The 16,658-nt window shown below is 32.7% G+C and carries 22 protein-coding genes; 15 read left to right on the forward strand and 7 right to left on the reverse strand.

Annotated features, from left to right (window positions below; genetic code table 11):
• Nucleotides 1–102: 102 nt before the first annotated feature.
• Together B4I81_RS11560 and B4I81_RS11565 are read left to right on the forward strand one after the other, a co-directional pair.
• The gene (locus B4I81_RS11560) at nt 103–792 is read left to right on the forward strand and encodes a response regulator transcription factor (RefSeq protein WP_111566246.1); all 690 of its coding nucleotides are present in this window, start codon (nt 103–105) and stop codon (nt 790–792) included.
• Entirely contained in the window at nt 792–1,835 is a 1,044-nt protein-coding gene (locus B4I81_RS11565; RefSeq protein ID WP_291110792.1) for a sensor histidine kinase, read from the forward strand. The genes B4I81_RS11560 and B4I81_RS11565 overlap by 1 nt, the downstream gene beginning before the upstream one ends.
• Here the strand turns inward: B4I81_RS11565 and B4I81_RS11570 are convergent.
• Both B4I81_RS11570 and B4I81_RS11575 read right to left on the reverse strand, forming a co-directional pair.
• Nucleotides 1,809–2,864, reverse strand: coding sequence for a glycosyltransferase (locus B4I81_RS11570; protein WP_291110794.1), 1,056 nt, complete (start codon nt 2,862–2,864; stop codon nt 1,809–1,811). The genes B4I81_RS11565 and B4I81_RS11570 overlap by 27 nt on opposite strands.
• A complete protein-coding gene (locus B4I81_RS11575) occupies nt 2,864–3,685 on the reverse strand; it encodes a UDP-2,3-diacylglucosamine diphosphatase (protein WP_291110796.1) in 822 nt (273 codons plus the stop codon). The genes B4I81_RS11570 and B4I81_RS11575 overlap by 1 nt, the downstream gene beginning before the upstream one ends.
• 209 nt (nt 3,686–3,894) lie before the next feature.
• Here B4I81_RS11575 and trmB point away from each other — a divergent pair, with 209 nt between their 5' ends.
• The 12 genes from trmB (at nt 3,895) to B4I81_RS11635 (ending at nt 11,996) form a co-directional block, all read left to right on the forward strand.
• Entirely contained in the window at nt 3,895–4,569 is a 675-nt protein-coding gene (gene trmB / locus B4I81_RS11580) for a tRNA (guanosine(46)-N7)-methyltransferase TrmB (RefSeq protein ID WP_291110798.1), read from the forward strand.
• A gap of 53 nt (nt 4,570–4,622) precedes the next feature.
• Nucleotides 4,623–5,255, forward strand: a complete 633-nt coding sequence (locus B4I81_RS11585; RefSeq protein WP_291110800.1) for a LysE family transporter — start codon at nt 4,623–4,625, stop codon at nt 5,253–5,255.
• Nucleotides 5,252–5,587: an MGMT family protein gene (locus B4I81_RS11590; protein ID WP_291110802.1), complete on the forward strand. Its 336-nt coding sequence runs from the start codon at nt 5,252–5,254 to the stop codon at nt 5,585–5,587. Before B4I81_RS11585 ends, B4I81_RS11590 begins: the two co-directional genes overlap by 4 nt.
• Nucleotides 5,588–5,750: 163 nt before the next feature.
• Nucleotides 5,751–6,338, forward strand: a complete 588-nt coding sequence (locus tag B4I81_RS11595; RefSeq protein WP_291110803.1) for a YceI family protein — start codon at nt 5,751–5,753, stop codon at nt 6,336–6,338.
• Between the two features lie 25 nt (nt 6,339–6,363).
• Nucleotides 6,364–7,653, forward strand: coding sequence for a hypothetical protein (locus B4I81_RS11600; RefSeq protein ID WP_291110805.1), 1,290 nt, complete (start codon nt 6,364–6,366; stop codon nt 7,651–7,653).
• A gap of 61 nt (nt 7,654–7,714) precedes the next feature.
• Nucleotides 7,715–8,272 carry a YceI family protein gene (locus B4I81_RS11605; RefSeq protein WP_291110807.1) on the forward strand — a complete coding sequence of 186 codons (558 nt, stop codon included), beginning with the start codon at nt 7,715–7,717 and terminating at the stop codon, nt 8,270–8,272.
• Nucleotides 8,273–8,482: 210 nt separating this feature from the next.
• Nucleotides 8,483–9,625 carry an Mrp/NBP35 family ATP-binding protein gene (locus B4I81_RS11610; protein WP_291110809.1) on the forward strand — a complete coding sequence of 381 codons (1,143 nt, stop codon included), beginning with the start codon at nt 8,483–8,485 and terminating at the stop codon, nt 9,623–9,625.
• Nucleotide 9,626: 1 nt separating this feature from the next.
• Nucleotides 9,627–9,866 carry a NifU family protein gene (locus tag B4I81_RS11615; RefSeq protein WP_026724438.1) on the forward strand — a complete coding sequence of 80 codons (240 nt, stop codon included), beginning with the start codon at nt 9,627–9,629 and terminating at the stop codon, nt 9,864–9,866.
• Nucleotides 9,867–9,942: 76 nt separating this feature from the next.
• The gene (locus tag B4I81_RS11620; RefSeq protein WP_291110811.1) at nt 9,943–11,001 is read left to right on the forward strand and encodes an NAD(P)/FAD-dependent oxidoreductase; all 1,059 of its coding nucleotides are present in this window, start codon (nt 9,943–9,945) and stop codon (nt 10,999–11,001) included.
• Nucleotides 11,002–11,018: 17 nt separating this feature from the next.
• The gene (locus B4I81_RS11625) at nt 11,019–11,231 is read left to right on the forward strand and encodes a hypothetical protein (RefSeq protein ID WP_291110813.1); all 213 of its coding nucleotides are present in this window, start codon (nt 11,019–11,021) and stop codon (nt 11,229–11,231) included.
• Nucleotides 11,209–11,664 carry a DUF6036 family nucleotidyltransferase gene (locus B4I81_RS11630; RefSeq protein WP_291110814.1) on the forward strand — a complete coding sequence of 152 codons (456 nt, stop codon included), beginning with the start codon at nt 11,209–11,211 and terminating at the stop codon, nt 11,662–11,664. Before B4I81_RS11625 ends, B4I81_RS11630 begins: the two co-directional genes overlap by 23 nt.
• Nucleotides 11,664–11,996, forward strand: coding sequence for a 2Fe-2S iron-sulfur cluster-binding protein (locus tag B4I81_RS11635; RefSeq protein ID WP_026724435.1), 333 nt, complete (start codon nt 11,664–11,666; stop codon nt 11,994–11,996). The genes B4I81_RS11630 and B4I81_RS11635 overlap by 1 nt, the downstream gene beginning before the upstream one ends.
• Before the next feature lie 31 nt (nt 11,997–12,027).
• Here B4I81_RS11635 and B4I81_RS11640 read toward each other — a convergent pair whose 3' ends face one another.
• The 5 genes from B4I81_RS11640 to B4I81_RS11660 all read right to left on the reverse strand — a co-directional run bounded on the left by B4I81_RS11640 (nt 12,028) and on the right by B4I81_RS11660 (nt 16,122).
• Nucleotides 12,028–12,810, reverse strand: coding sequence for a DUF3050 domain-containing protein (locus B4I81_RS11640; protein WP_291110817.1), 783 nt, complete (start codon nt 12,808–12,810; stop codon nt 12,028–12,030).
• A 124-nt stretch (nt 12,811–12,934) separates the two neighbouring features.
• Nucleotides 12,935–14,113: an acyl-CoA dehydrogenase family protein gene (locus tag B4I81_RS11645; RefSeq protein ID WP_291110818.1), complete on the reverse strand. Its 1,179-nt coding sequence runs from the start codon at nt 14,111–14,113 to the stop codon at nt 12,935–12,937.
• Between the two features lie 145 nt (nt 14,114–14,258).
• Nucleotides 14,259–14,963, reverse strand: coding sequence for a tRNA1(Val) (adenine(37)-N6)-methyltransferase (locus tag B4I81_RS11650; RefSeq protein ID WP_291110820.1), 705 nt, complete (start codon nt 14,961–14,963; stop codon nt 14,259–14,261).
• Nucleotides 14,964–15,024: 61 nt separating this feature from the next.
• The gene (gene rimM / locus B4I81_RS11655; RefSeq protein ID WP_291110822.1) at nt 15,025–15,552 is read right to left on the reverse strand and encodes a ribosome maturation factor RimM; all 528 of its coding nucleotides are present in this window, start codon (nt 15,550–15,552) and stop codon (nt 15,025–15,027) included.
• Between the two features lie 15 nt (nt 15,553–15,567).
• Nucleotides 15,568–16,122 (reverse strand): 30S ribosomal protein S16, encoded by a 555-nt coding sequence (locus B4I81_RS11660; protein ID WP_291110824.1) that lies wholly within the window; start codon nt 16,120–16,122, stop codon nt 15,568–15,570.
• Nucleotides 16,123–16,260: 138 nt separating this feature from the next.
• Between B4I81_RS11660 and B4I81_RS11665 the strand changes: the two genes are divergently transcribed.
• Nucleotides 16,261–16,658: DUF6252 family protein (locus B4I81_RS11665; protein WP_291110826.1), on the forward strand; the 398-nt coding region annotated here is incomplete at its 3' end.

The raw sequence follows: 16,658 nt of genomic DNA on the forward strand, positions 1-16,658 counted from the left end.
CCAATGCGTTATCGAATTGTTAATAGATTAAATAATTGTAAACTCCTTTGAACATTTTATTTTATCTTTACCTTTACAAACCAAAACATAACAATTTTTGTAATGAAGAAAAAAGACATTAAGATCTTATTGGTTGATGATGAGCAAGATATCCTAGAAATTGTAGGATATAATCTTTCTCAAGAAGGCTATCAAATTATAACGGCTTCAAACGGAAAAGAAGCTATCGCGAAAGCAAAAAAAGAGCATCCACAATTAATTATTATGGATGTTATGATGCCCGAAATGGACGGAATGGAAGCTTGTGAAAATATTAGAAAAATTCCAGAACTTCAAGATACGATTATTACTTTTTTAACTGCTCGTTCCGAAGATTATTCACAAGTAGCAGGTTTTGATGCAGGAGCTGACGATTACATTGCAAAACCCATCAAGCCAAAAGTTTTGGTTAGTAAAGTACAAGCATTATTAAGAAGATTAAAAGGAGTAGAAGGTGTTTCTTCAACGACAACTTTAACGGTAGGAAATATCGAAATTAACAGAGAAGAATACAAAATCATTAAAGATGGCGAAGAAATCATCTTGCCTCGTAAAGAATTTGAATTGTTCTATTTACTAGCTACAAAACCTGGAAAAGTGTTTACTCGTGAAGAAATTTTAGACAAAGTTTGGGGTAACGAAGTAGTAGTGGGTGGAAGAACCATCGATGTTCACATCAGAAAATTAAGAGAAAAAATTGGAGATAGCTTCTTTAAAACCATTAAAGGAGTTGGCTATAAAATCGAATTTTAATGCAATTAAAATTTAAAAAATCTTATAAGTTCGCTTTAAAGTCATCGTTATATGTAACCTTGTTCTTTTTAGCGACTATTTTTTTATATCATTATTTTGTTCAGTCATTAAATTTACTGGTTGTTTTAGGTTTTTCGCTAATTTTTTATGCGGCTACATTCTTTTTAATTCAATTTAGAGTAGAGCATTTTATTTACAAAAGAGTAAAAAAAATATATGATGATGTTTCTTTATTAGAAACTACTTCCTATATAAGCCAACCAGTAACTACTGATATGGCTACTTTAACTAGAGAAGTAAAAAAGTTTGCCCGAGATAAAAAATTAGAAATCGAAACCTTAAAAATTAGAGAAGAATACCGAAAAGAATTTTTAGGGAACGTTTCTCACGAATTAAAAACGCCTCTTTTTACGATTCAAGGTTATTTGCTTACACTTCTTGATGGCGCGATGGAGGATAAAAACATTCGTAAAAAATATTTAGAACGTGCTGAAAAAGGGGTAGAACGCTTGATTTACATCGTGAAAGATTTGGATATGATTACCAAATTAGAAGTTGGTGAAATTAATCTAGATGTAACTCGTTTTAATATTGTTGAGGTAATTCAAAACGTGTTTGATTTGTTCGAAATGAAAGCAGCTAACAAAAACATTACCTTGACTTTTGATATGAAATACGCTAAACCTATTTGGGTAATGGCCGACCAAGAAAAAATCCAACAAGTAGTAACGAACTTGGTTGTAAATTCCATTAAATACGGTAAAAAAGGCGGAACTACTGAAGTTGGAATCGAAGATTTAACCAAAAATAAAGTCATCGTAAGAATTACCGATAACGGTGAAGGAATTGCCAAACAAAACATTCCACGTTTATTCGAACGTTTTTACCGAGTAGATAAAAGTGGTGCAAGAAGCGAAGGAGGTTCTGGATTAGGATTAGCCATTGTGAAGCATATCATTGAAGGACACGATGAAAAAATCTATGTGGAAAGTCAAATTGGTGTTGGTTCAGAATTTTCATTTACTTTGGAAAAGACTAAATAGTTCATTCCAATTCGGGTTTGCAGAAAAATCCTTAAATCCTTTATAAAAGTGAATTTTTTCTAATTTGGAAGCTTTGAATTTTTCTTGCTTGCAACTTGGAGCCACAATTTCCGATTTAAACTTTTTAGCCAAATATTCTTGTTCGTATTGACCAGGCGTAGGAATAAAAAACACTTTTTTCTCCAATTTTGCTAAATCCATAACCGTAGTATAACCCGAACGACAAACCACAAATTCACTTTCGTTAAAAGCAGTACTTAACTGTTCCGAATTCATGAAATTGTAATAGGTAATCGAATTTACTTTTTCAATTTGTTGTTGTGATTCCACAATTCCTTTTACAAAAAGAATTTCCTTCGAACTATTTTCTAATTCTTTGATAAGTTTTTTTTCCAATAAAGTGCGTTGTGGTTCTGGTCCTGATAATAAAACCATTATGTCGTATTTAATTGGTAATGATTTTTTTTCAATGCGACTTAACGGACCGATGTAATTGATTTTCTCAACTATTTTTTCAGGATGCCCTAATTTACCTGATAAATTTTCCACTCCAGCAACATCGGGAACCCAACAAGCATCAAATTTAGAAATGTAACGTGAATGCAATTTGGTAGTCAGCCAAGAAGTTTTTCCAGAAAGTACATTCAATTGATGTGTAATGAAAACCGAAGGCACTTTTGAAGAATAAACGCCCAATCTATTATCGCTAATAACACCATCAATTTCATAGTTTTCGATAATCTTATTGATTTTTGATTTCTCTTTTTTGATGGCCAACATCATTTTTGGCATTTGAAGCGCTAATTTCCACTTAAAGTTTTTGCCTTTTTCTGCATATTGAATGTTGTAGGCAGGCAATTCAATACTCAAAAGATTTGGGAATTCTTTTTTCAACAAAGCTAAAGCTACTCCGTCAGAAGCAATAATGGGTTCAAAACCATTTTCTTCCAATGCTTTTATAATAGGAATACATCTTGTGGCATGTCCTAAACCCCAATTGAGTGGCGCAATAAGTATTTTTTTCTTCATTACTTTTTCAAAACCGCAATAAATTGTTCGGCTAATTTATTTTCATCTTCAAAATTATACTCATTTTCCTCCGAACTAAAATTTCTATCGTGTTGGTATAATTTCCACTTTTTGTTGTTGTATTCTAGTGCGGTTAAATTTTCTATCCAATCGCCTGAATTCAAATAGAAAACTTCTCCTTTTTCATTTTCCATGAACTCAATTTTAGGTTCGTGAATATGTCCGCAAATTACATAATCGTAGTCGTTTTCTATCGCCAATTCCACACAAACATTTTCAAAGTTAGTGATAAATTTAACAGCAGATTTTACATTGTTTTTAATTTTCTTAGAAAGCGAATACGGTTCTTTGTTAAATCGGGCTAAAACCCAATTGATAAATCTATTGATTAGAATCAATATGTCGTAACCCCAACCGCCTAATTTTGCTAGCCATTTGGCTTGGGTAATCGAAGCGTCAAAAACGTCTCCGTGAAAAATCCAAGCTCTTTTGTGATCTAATTCTAACACGAGTTTATCAATTAAACTGATGTTTCCCATGTGTAAATCGGTAAATTTCCTAAGAAATTCATCGTGATTACCGGTGATATAATACACTTTTGTACCTTTGGTACTCATCGAAATAATCTTCTTAATTACTTCTAAGTGTTTCGATGGGAAATAGGATTTTCTAAATTGCCAAATATCAATAATATCGCCATTTAGAACTAAAATTTTAGGTTTTATCGAAGATAAATAATCCAATAATTCTTTCGCATGGCAACCATACGTTCCAAGATGAACATCGGAAATAACAACCACTTCAACTTTACGTTTTTTCATATGTGTGGATTATATTTTTTAGCGGTCACATATTGAATCGCTTTTTTTTCGTCGGTGTTGCTTGCGCAACTTTTTATTAATTGCGATTTCAAAATAAAAGTTTTATGCAAAAAACGATAACCTATCTAATGTTAAGGTTATTGAAACATTATTAAAAGTTTATTTGTGTTGCTAATTATTTGATTAATTTTGCCCAAAATAAATTAGAAGTGGGAAGTAAAAATAAATTAAAGCGATTTAAAGAAAACGAAACGTTTACTAATGTTTTTCAACCAACAAGAGAAGAAGTTGTTGGGAATGAATTTCCGTTAAGAGGTAAATGGAATAGTGAATTCTTTAAAAATGATAATCCAATTGTATTAGAATTAGGTTGTGGGAAAGGCGAATATTCTGTTGGTTTAGCCGAAAGATTTCCTGAAAAAAACTTCATTGGAATTGATATCAAAGGAGCAAGATTTTGGCGTGGTGCAAAAACTGCGGTAGAATCGGGTATGAATAACGTAGCTTTTGTAAGAACGCAAATCGAGTTAATCAATCATATTTTCGCTGAAAATGAAGTGTCTGAAATTTGGATTACTTTCCCAGATCCACAAATCAAATACAAAAGAACGAAGCACAGAATGACGAATGCCGAGTTTTTAGAACGCTATAAAAAAATCCTAAAACCAAGCGGATTGATGCATTTAAAAACAGATTCAGAATTCATGCACGGTTACACGTTAGGATTGTTACATGGTTTAGGTCATGAAGTAATTTATGCTAATCATAATATTTATAAAAACGAAGGAGCGCCAGCAGAAGTAATTGGAATTCAAACATTTTACGAAAGTCAATATTTAGAAGTTAACAAACCTATTACTTATATTAAGTTCCGAATTAAGTAATCTTTGTTACATTCATTTCAATATTCTTCCTTACTTTTGATAAAAATCAATTTATGACGTTTGTTTTAGCCATTTTTCTAGGTTTGATAATTTCCATAGGCGGTATCATTATTCCGGGTATGTTGAATATGACGATTGCTAAAATCAGCATCAAAGAAAGTCAAAAACAAGCCTTAAATTTTGCTTTCGGGGCTGTAGTAGTAGTTTTTATTCAAAGCTTTTTAGGAACTTATTTTGCTAAATTTTTAGATGCTAATCCTGTTTTTAGTGAAGGATTGAAAAAAATTGGAACTTTTATTTTCATTGCGTTAACCATTGCTTTTGCCATAATGGGATTTAATGCCAAAAAGAAAAAAGAAATTGAAGTGAAAATTGACAAGAAAAGAAATCGTTTCTTTTACGGAATGGCATTGTCTTCTTTTAATATGTTTGCCATTCCTTGGTACGCTTTAACTTCTTTGATGATGGCTTCAAAAGAATTATTTCAATACGATATTGTTTCCATCTTATTGTTTTCTTTTTCAGCCGCTTCTGGAACTTATTTCGTGTTCTATCTTTATGCTCGTTTTTTCAAAAAAATTGAACACAAACTAACTTTCATTGTTCAAAATATAAATTTTTTAATAGCCATCTTAACTGGTGTTGTTGCTATTTCTTCCTTGTATAAAATGTTTTTTAATTCTTGAGCAAATTAAAATCAAATAGCGATAACTTTTTTGAACGCGTTTACGAAATCGTTCGCCAAATTCCCGAAGGTAAAGTAACCTCCTATGGCGCCATTGCAAAGGCTATTGGTGCAGCACGTTCTGCTCGAATGGTGGGTTGGGCTATGAATGCTTCTCACAATTTAGAAGATGTCCCAGCGCATCGCGTTGTAAATAGAATTGGAATGCTTTCTGGAAAACATCATTTTGAAGGCACAAATCTGATGCAGCAACTTTTAGAGAATGAAGGAATAAAAGTGGTGGAAAATCAAATTATTGATTTTGAAAAACATTTTTGGGAGCCTAATTTTTAATAATCTTTATTCTTTTTACGCAAACGATTAAGTTACAATTTCCAATAATTTACTTCAATCTTTCTGTAACAAACGTGACAAATGTCATGTAATACATTTTTTTTTCGCCTGAAATTTGTACTATAAAATTAGAACAAATAGTATTCAATAAATTTTAGGTATTATGAGCAAATTAAAAACACAGTTTGGAACATTACTAACACTCTTAATAGTAGTTTGTAATTTTAGCACTTTAGTTGCACAAGATTCTAAGGTGGTTTTAGCAGAAAGTAAATTAAAAGTTCTAGGAACTTCAAATCTTCACGATTGGGAAATCGACGCTAAAGCGATGAGTGGAAAAGCTACAATGGCAATTGAGGCTGGAGATTTAAAATCAATCAAAAACCTTGATTTTGCAGTAGAAGTAGAGCAATTAAAAAGTGGTAAAAGCGGAATGGATAATAACACTTACAAGGCCTTAAATAGTAAAACTCATAAAACAATTAATTTTAAAGTAACTAATGTATCAAAAATTACCGAAGCGTCAGCTGGAAGTTTTACTGTAGAAACTCAAGGAGATTTAACCATTTCAGGAGTAACCAAAAAAATCAATCAAACTTTCGCAGTTAAAATTGTAGGTAAAAAAGCAATAGTTTCTGGAAAAACAAAAATTGACATGACAACTTACAGTGTAAAACCACCAACAGCTTTAATGGGAACAATTAAAACGGGTAAAGACGTAACCGTTGATTTTAAAGTAACTTATAACTAAACAAACATATTTAAATTTGAAAATCATGAAAACATTTATTAAATTTTCGTTAGTCGTTGCAGCCTTAGGCTTAAGTACAGGAATACAGGCTCAGAATAGAGATTTGGATAATTACAGACAACCTGATAAAAGGGGAATCAATGTTTTTGAAAGTCCAAAAGATACTGTTTCCACTTTTGATGGAATAAAAGTGAGAGTTGGTGGTGCTTCAACATTACAATATCAAGCAATTGATCATGAAAATGCTACAGGAGCTCCTGCATTAGTGCCAATTACAAACAATTTCAACTTAGCTACTGCTAACTTAGATTTAGACGTTGCTTTAGCAAAAGGACTTAGAATGCACTTAAGAACTTATTTGTCATCTCGTCATCACCCAGAACCTTATGTAAAAGGAGGATATTTCCAAATTGATAATTTAGATTTCATAAAAGAAGGATTAGCATCTGATTTAATGAAAAATGTAACGATTATGTTTGGACATATGGAGATTAATTATGGTGATGCGCATTTTAGACGTTCAGATAACGCGCAGGCCTTATATAATCCATTCGTTGGGAATTATTTAATGGATTCATTTACAACTGAAGTTGGGGCGGAAGTTTATTACAGAAAAGGTGGTTTTTTAGCAATGTTAGGAGCTACAAATACTAAATTAAATCAAGATGTAAAAGATGATGTGGTGAATGGAAATCCAAGTCCTTCAATTGTTGCTAAATTAGGTTATGACAAACAAATAAATTCTGATTTAAGAGTTAGATTTACAGGATCGTTATATAATACAGCTTGGGCAACTAGAACTTATTTATATGCTGGAGATAGAGCTGGAGCAAGATATTACTTTGTAATGGCGCCACCTTTAACAAATGGAGCTGCAACAACAGGAGCAAATGCTTTTACAACAGGACGTTATAATCCAAATTTTAATAACAAATTAACGGCTATTATGTTTAACCCATTTGTTAAATATAAAGGATTAGAATTCTTTGGAATGTTAGAATTAACTAACGGTAAAAATTTAGCTGAAACAGACAGAAGAAGTGCTACACAATTAGGAGCTGAATTACTATACAGATTTGGTAAATCTGAAAACTTCTACTTCGGTGGTCGTTATAACTCAGTATCTGCTGAAGATGTATCAGGTGTTGATGTAGATATTACAAGATTCAATATTGGTGGTGGTTGGTTTATGACTAAAAACATCTTAGCAAAAGTTGAATATGTAACTCAAAAATATGATGGTTTTACAACAGGAAATATTTTAGATGGAGGTAAATTTAATGGATTCGTTGCTGAGGCAGTGATTAGTTTCTAAGAAAATAATAGTAAATTTAAAAGCGAAAAGTAAACCAGCTTTTCGCTTTTACTTTAAGGTTATGAAAACAATAGGTATTATAACAGTTGTTATTCTTTTGAGTTTTGGTTTTTCTAAAAACGTAACTAAAGTTAAAATCACGAATAAAAGTGAAGTGACAATTAAAGGGAAATCAAATGTCAATAGCTTTGAATGTAAATATAATCCAGATTTTATTGAGAATGATTTGCAGGTTTCAATAGCTAGAAACAATAACAAAATAGTGTTAGAAGGTGCAAAACTTTTCATAAGAAGTACAGGTTTTGATTGCGCTCACAAAATGATAACTAAAGATTTCAAAGCAATACTTAAAGCAGAGGATTATCCTCATATTGTAATCAATGTTAAAGAAATCAATACTATTAAAGAAAACATAACCGCAAAATTAAACGTAAAAATCGCTGGTGTTGAAAGAGAATATTTGGTTCCAGTAATTTTCAATTCAAACACAAATAATGTAAAAGGACAATTGAAGTTAAACATCAAGGATTTTAAATTGAAATCTCCTAAAAAATTATTAGGCATGGTGGTAGTTAATGACAATGTTGATATCAATTTCAATTTATTCTTACAGTATTAATAATTTTTTTTCAATTAGTTTAAGAAAGCAATCTTTTTATGAAGGGTTGCTTTTTTTATTTAATCATAGATTCTAACTATCAAATTATAAAAACTTTAAACTTTTTAAGTTTTAAACTCCTAAAGTTCTTACTATCTTTGCAATCTAAAATCAGTCTGAATAAAAACGTAAGTTATACTGTTTAAAACTGATTTATTAAAATCTTAAAAAATGAAATTAGATAGAAAAGAAATTTTAGCTGCATTAGAAACTATTTCCGTTGCAGGTGAAGGTAAAAACATGGTAGAAAGTGGAGCAGTTCAAAATGTAATTACTTTTGGCGATGAGGTTGTGGTGGATTTACTTTTATCAACACCAGCTTTGCATATTAAAAAACGTGCAGAAGTTGATATCATAAAAGTAATTCACGAAAAAGTTTACGAAAAAGCCAAAGTAAAAGTAAACATCAAAGTTGAAGCGCCAGAAAAACCAGAAAATCCAAATTTAATTCGTGGAAAACAAATTCCTGGGATTTCAAATATTATCGCAGTTGCTTCAGGAAAAGGTGGTGTGGGAAAATCTACGATTACTGCAAATCTTGCGGTAACTTTAGCTAAAATGGGATTCAAAGTTGGAGTTTTAGATGCTGATATCTACGGACCTTCAATGCCAATTATGTTTGATGTTGAAAACTCAAAACCTATTTCAGTTGAGGTGGATGGAAAATCAAAAATGCAACCCGTTGCAAGTTACGGAGTTGAGATTTTGTCTATCGGATTTTTCACAAAACCAGACCAAGCGGTGATTTGGAGAGGTCCTATGGCTGCCAAAGCATTAAACCAAATGATTTTTGATGCCAACTGGGGCGAATTAGATTTCATGCTAATCGATTTACCACCAGGAACAGGTGATATTCATTTGTCAATTATGCAATCGTTGCCGATTACTGGAGCGGTTGTAGTAAGTACACCACAAGCTGTGGCTTTGGCCGATGCAAAAAAAGGAGTTTCAATGTTCCTGTCAGAATCGATTAATGTTCCTGTTTTAGGAATTATCGAAAATATGGCGTATTTCACTCCAGAAGAACTTCCTGAAAATAAATATTATATCTTTGGGAAAGAAGGAGCTAAAAACTTAGCAGAAGATTTACAAGTGCCTTTGTTAGGTGAAGTGCCATTAGTACAAAGTATTCGTGAAGCAGGAGATTACGGTCGCCCAGCAGCATTGCAAACGGCTTCAGTTTTAGAGGGTGTATTCGAAAATATTACAAGAAATGTAGTGCAAGAAACGGTAAATCGTAACGAAACATTACCGCCAACTGAAGCTATCAAAATAACAACAATGGCAGGTTGTTCTGCTGTTAAAGGAAAATAATATGACTACATTAGAAATAAAAGAGAATGTTGAAAAAGCACTAGACGAAATTCGTCCGTTTTTGAATTCGGATGGTGGCAACATCTCATTAGTAGAAATTATTGAAGACAAACATGTTAAAGTTCGTTTAGAAGGAGCGTGTACCAATTGTAGTTTAAGTATCAGCACCATGAAAGCTGGTGTAGAAACCACGATTAAAAAATACGTCCCTCAAATTGAAACGGTAGAAAATATTGCCTAGTAAAGCAATAGTATGACATAAATCATATTTCTACATTGTACTAGTTTGTTACTTTGCTACTTTCAAAATTAAAAAAATGATTCAAACAGATATTCTTATAATCGGTGCTGGTCCTACGGGACTTTTTGCCGTTTTCGAAGCCGGACTTTTACAACTTAAATGTCATATTATTGATGCTTTGCCACAACCTGGCGGGCAATTAGCAGAATTATATCCAAAAAAACCAATCTTCGATATTCCAGGTTATCCTTCAGTTTTAGCAGGTGATTTGGTTACGAATTTAATGGAACAAATCAAACAGTTTCAACCTGGATTTACATTAGGTGAAACCGCTGAAACTATTGAAAAATTAGAAGACGGAACTTTTATTGTAACCACTAATGAAGGAACACAACATCATGCAAAAGCAGTAGCTATTGCAGGTGGATTAGGAACTTTCGAACCAAGAAAGCCTATTTTAAAAGATATCGAATTCTACGAAAAAGAAGACCGTGGAGTGGATTACTTCGTTAAAGATCCAGAAAAATATCGTGGAAAAAATATCGTAATCGCTGGTGGAGGTGACTCGGCTTTAGATTGGAGCATTTTCTTGTCGAATGTTGCAAATTCAGTGACTTTAGTTCACAGAAGAAACGAATTTCGTGGTGCTTTAGATTCGGTTGAAAAAGTACAAGAATTAAAGAACGTTGGAAAAATTAAATTAGTTACACCAGCTGAAGTTGTTGGGTTTAATGGTAGTGAGAGAATAACAGCAGTTGATATTGAAGTTAATGGAGCCAGAATGAAAGCAGAATGTGATTATTTTATTCCGCTTTTTGGATTAACGCCAAAATTAGGACCAATTGCCAACTGGGGATTAGAAATCGAAAAGAACGCTATCAAAGTAAATAACGCTTTAGATTATCAAACCAATATCGACGGAATTTACGCTATCGGCGACGTTAACATATATCCAGGAAAATTAAAGTTGATTTTATGTGGATTCCACGAAGCCACTTTAATGTGTCAAAGTGTATATAATAGAATCAATCCAGGAAAACGTTACGTATTGAAATATACTACTGTTTCTGGAGTAGATGGTTTTGATGGTACCAGAAAAGAAGCTGAAAAAGCAGTTGTAAAATCGATTGATTAAATTTTTATATTTGTAATATGGAAAGTATAAGAATGGACAGGAGCGTTGTAAGTAAATCATCTTTTGAAGAAGCAGATGATCATGTGACTTTTTATAAAGACAAAACACCTCTTGAACGTTTAAATTATGCTTGTGATATTATAAATTCTATTTTTGATACAACTCCTGATAAGAAAGTAGATAGAACCGTATTTTCTTCAAGAAAACATGCCGAACTTATTCAATATTGATTTTTTAGAATTTTTACAACTTTTAGATAAACATGGTGTTGATTATTTATTGGTTGGAGGATATGCTGTTATTTTGCATGGCTATGGCAGAAGTACGGGTGATATGGATTTGTGGATTAATCAAACAGTTGAAAATTACAACAAATTACAATTGGTTTATAAAGATTTTGGAGCTCCTATTTTTTCAATTGAAGATTTTGAAAGTGATAAATTTGATGTTTGGAGCATTGGAGTAGAACCCAGAAAAATTGAAATATTAACGAAAGTAAGTGGTTTAAATTTTAATGAAGCTTTCAAAAATCGTTTATTTCTAAATCTAGAAAACTTTAAAGTTCCTTATATCGATTTTGAAGATTTGATGAAAAACAAAATGGCAACAGGAAGATTGAAAGATTTACTTGATATTGAACAATTAAAGAAAAAAAACAAATAATGCCACAAGACGTAACCATTTTCATAACCGATAGAAACGGAGTTAAACACGAAGTGTTAGCGCCAACCGACATGAACATGAACATCATGGAGTTAATTCGTTCTTATGAATTAGCCGAAGAGGGAACCGTTGGTGTTTGTGGAGGAATGGCTATGTGCGCCTCTTGTCAGTGTTATATTTTAAATGATGTAGTTTCTTTAGAACGCAATCCAGATGAGGAAGCCATGCTTTGGGAAGCCTATCACGTAAAGGATAATTCACGATTAGGTTGCCAAATTCCAATCACAGAAGATTTAGAAGGATTGGAAATTGAAATAGCACCAGAACAATAAAAAAAGCGAGAAGAAATTCTCGCTTTTCATTTTATACTAATTCATGTTTATGTTCCATTTGCTCTTCAATTGCATTCCAAAGTCCGATTCTTTTTTCTAAAGCTGTAATCGAAACTTTTTGAACTTCATTCCATTTTTGTTCTGAATCACCACAAAGTTCAGTAATCATTTGCATTGCCATTGGTCCGTGCTCATCGGCGTCTAATTCAATATGTCTTTCGAAATAATAAATGAGTTTTGATAAATCGGTTTCTGGGAAGTTTTGCTGAAAGTTTCTCAAGATTTCGGTAAACATATTCGGAATTAAATCTTCTCTTCCAAAAGTAAAAGCAGCCGCAATTTCATGTGGTTTTCCTTGTTCAATTACTCTAAATGTAAAATCTAAAAACGCTTTCACATTCGGATGTAAATCACTTTGTTTTATGGATACAAAAATATTTTTCGTTTCTTCCACATTTTTCAAAAATGCATTAATTTGAGTTGTCGAAGCACCACATTGTGTCATAGCATCCAAATACATTTCAAAATGACTTTGACGCGTTCCAACAATAGTTAAATCGGTTTCTTCTGCTACAACTATCTCGTTAATTAAATAACGAATCTCTGGATTTCCTATGGGTAACCAAGGCGTTGTAGTACAAGTTAATTTGTTTTGCAAAGCTTTTAATAACGACATAAAATCCCAAACCGCATAAATGTGGTTTTCTAAGAAACAATGTAAATCGTCAATCGTTTTTACTTTATTGTATAACGAATGATTTAATAATTGTTCTTTCTGATTTTCAATCGATTGGTTTATGGTTTGAATATTCATAGGGCATTTTTTATTTCTATATACGAAATTCTAACTTCTTTTGGTTTTGAATCTGTACACTGCAAATGTAAAAATGCTTCCCTAAAAAGAGAAGCATTTTGTATCAATTTTATCTATTGTTTAATTACTTGAAAGCAGGGAAACCAGTTACATCCATACCTGTAATTAACAAGTGAATGTCGTGCGTTCCTTCATAAGTCACTACAGATTCTAAGTTCATCATGTGTCTCATGATAGAATATTCACCTGTAATTCCCATTCCGCCTAACATTTGACGTGCATCACGAGCAATTGTTAACGCCATATCAACATTGTTTCTTTTTGCCATCGAAATTTGAGCTGAAGTAGCTTTTTCTTCGTTTCTTAAAACACCCAATCTCCAAGTTAACAATTGTGCTTTTGTGATTTCAGTAATCATTTCAGCTAATTTCTTTTGTTGTAATTGAGTTGCTCCAATTGGTTTGTCAAACTGAATTCTTTCTTTTGAATATCTCAAAGCTGTATCATAACAATCCATTGCTGCTCCAATCGCTCCCCAAGCAATTCCATAACGTGCCGAATCTAAACATCCTAGTGGTGCTCCTAATCCAGATTTGTTTGGTAATAAGTTTTCTTTTGGAACTTTTACATTGTCAAAAATAAGCTCTCCAGTGGCTGAAGCTCTTAACGACCATTTATTGTGGGTTTCAGGAGTTGAAAAACCTTCCATTCCTCTTTCTACGATTAAACCGTGAATTCTTCCTTCTTCGTTTTTAGCCCAAACTATTGCAATGTCAGCAAAAGGCGCATTCGAAATCCACATTTTAGCACCATTTAAAAGATAATGATCGCCCATATCTTTAAAATTAGTTACCATTCCACCTGGATTTGAACCGTAATCTGGCTCTGTTAAACCAAAACAACCAATGAATTCTCCAGTGGCTAATTTTGGTAAATATTTCATTCTTTGTTCTTCGTTTCCGTATTTCCAAATTGGATACATCACTAATGAAGACTGAACAGAAGAAGTCGAACGTACACCCGAATCTCCTCTTTCAATTTCTTGCATGATTAATCCATAAGAAATTTGATCTAATCCAGCACCACCATATTCTACTGGAATATACGGACCAAATCCACCAATTTCTCCTAAACCTTTTACAATTTGTTTTGGGAATTCTGCTCTTTGTGCGTATTCTTCAATAATTGGAGAAACTTCTTTTTTTACCCAAGCACGTGCAGCATCACGCACCATTTTATGTTCGTCAGATAATAATTCGTCTAATAAATAATAATCTGGAGATTGAAATAAGTCTGGTCTCATAGTTTTTGATTTGAAAGTCACAAAAGTAAGTAAAGATTTTTAACAAATCAACGAACAAGTGTTATAATTTTTTAAGAAGCTTTTTCCAGCTGTCCGCTTTATTCCCGATAGCTATCGGGAGATGCCGCTGCCATCTGGGCTAGGGCTACATCTTCAAATAGAACTCTTTCGTTAATTCGATGTATTCAGGAGTATAATTATGTCTGGAAATTTCAATGACTAACTCATCAATTAACGGAGTTTGTTCCATTCGACAAAAAGCTAATAAACTTCTTTTGATTTCCGATGTTGGCGTGCCTTTTACACGAGTAATTTTTAATGGAAATAAATCCAATTCTTTACACATAGCAACAAAACGTTCTTCTTCTTTATATGGAATAATTACAGAGAAAATTCCATTATCCGAAAGTAATAAAGCAGCCGCTTCAATTAATTCTTCAAAAGGCAAAGCATCTTCAAAACGGGCTAAATCTCTCGAAACATTATCTGATTTATAATCATCGGTATAAAAAGGCGGATTGGAAATAATCAAATCGTATTCATCTTCAGGTTCGTCCACAAATTCATCCAAACCCGCATGAAAACAAAATAATTTATCACCCCAAGGTGAAGCTTCAAAATTCTCAACACATTGTTCGTAAGCATCTTCGTCAATTTCAATCGCATCAATTTGTTCGGCATTGCTTCTTTGGGCTAGCATTAAAGATAAAATTCCAGTTCCTGCACCAATATCCAAAACATTGTACGGATTGTTGATTAATGGTGTCCAAGCGCCAAGCAAAACACCATCAGTGCCAATTTTCATAGCACAACGCTCTTGATTTACGTAAAATTTTTTGAATTTAAACAAAATGATTAAGGATTGAATTTAAACAATTTAAAAAACTGTAAACTGTGACTGCGACTGTCAACTACTGTAAATAAAGGTCAACCAAACCTTCAGGAGTTTCTAAAGTAATGGTTTTATTTGCTCTGTCAAGTGCAATAATGAAATCATCAATAAGCGGAATTAAAATTTCAGTTCCGTTTTTATCGATTTCAAAAAGAGGTTGAGCACCACTGTCATTAATAGCGGCAATTTTTCCAATATTTCCTAAACGGGTATCAATTACATTAAATCCAATTACTTCATGGTAATAAAACTGAGTGCCCTCTAATTTAGGTAACATAGAAAGTGGAAGATAAATTTCGCTTCCCATGATTTCGTCAGCTTCATCTTCGGTTTGAATGTCTTCAAATCGAATGCGTAAGAATTTTTCTTTGTGAAGCGAACTGCTTTCAATAAAAAATGGAACCAGACTTTTGTTGATTTCAACAAAAACTGATTCCAAATTTTGATACAATTCGGGTTCGTCGGTGTCTAAATACGCCAATACTTCCCCTTTGAAACTAAATTTTTTCGCGATTTTACCTAAATAGAAACAATCTTCTTTACGCATGGAATCGCTGTAAAATTATGCTTGAGTTTCTTCGTTGTTTTCTTCAACAGCAGGAGCTTCTTCAGCAGCAGCTTCAACTACTTCTTCAGCAACTTCTTCTGTAGCTTCAGCAGCTTTTGCAGCCTCAGCTTGTGCAGCAATACGTTTTGCGTTTGCTTCTTGTTCAGCTTTTAATGCTTTAGCTTTAGCATCAGCTTCAGCTTTTGATAAACCTGATTTCTTAGCTTCAACTTTACCAGCTTTTTCTTCTAACCAAGCAGCTAATTTTGCATCAGCTTGTTCTTGAGTTAAAGCACCTTTACGAACTCCTCCATCTAAGTGGTGTTTTAATAAAGCACCTGTATAAGATAAAATTGCTCTTGCGGTGTCAGTTGGCTGAGCACCATTGTGTAACCATTGTGCAGCTTTTTCGATGTTTAAATCGATAGTTGCAGGGTTAGTGTTTGGATTGTAAGTTCCTAATTTTTCTAAGAATTTACCATCTCTTTTTGATCTTGCATCTGCTGCAACAACCCAATAAAAAGGTTTCCCTTTTTTTCCGTGTCTTTGTAATCTAATTTTTACTGACATAATCTTGTGATTAATTTGAGGTTCTCGACCTCGGTTATTTAAGGGTGCAAATATATAAAATTTTGTAATACAATTGTGTAAATTGGTGTAAAATATTTTTTATTATAAAGCGTATTTGTTTCAATAAAAAAGTTATTTTTGTTTCCACTTTACAAATTTCAATTTAAAAAAATGAGAAAATTTATTTCTTTTCTAGCTTTATCAATGCTGTTTTCTTCTTGTCAAGAGGATATACAAACTAATACGCCTGCATTTCAAGCAAATTTTAATAATGAGTCATGGAGAGCAAATGATGCCAGAGTTTCGATAGATGCTGATGGTGCTATGACGATAACAGCATTTACTCAGTTTGAAACAGTAACCTTAAAAACGAGTGCTTCTAATTTGGGAACTTATATTTTAGGTACTTCTGATGTTAGGAATTTTGCATCTTACGATTTTAATACTCCCGATTTTTCTAATCATTATGATTCGAGAGTTTATTCTGGCCCTGCTTACAAAATTTCTTCAATTATTGATCAGGGTACGGGTTATGT

The sequence above is a fragment of the Flavobacterium sp. UBA6195 genome (assembly GCF_002422095.1).
Lineage (GTDB): Bacteria > Bacteroidota > Bacteroidia > Flavobacteriales > Flavobacteriaceae > Flavobacterium.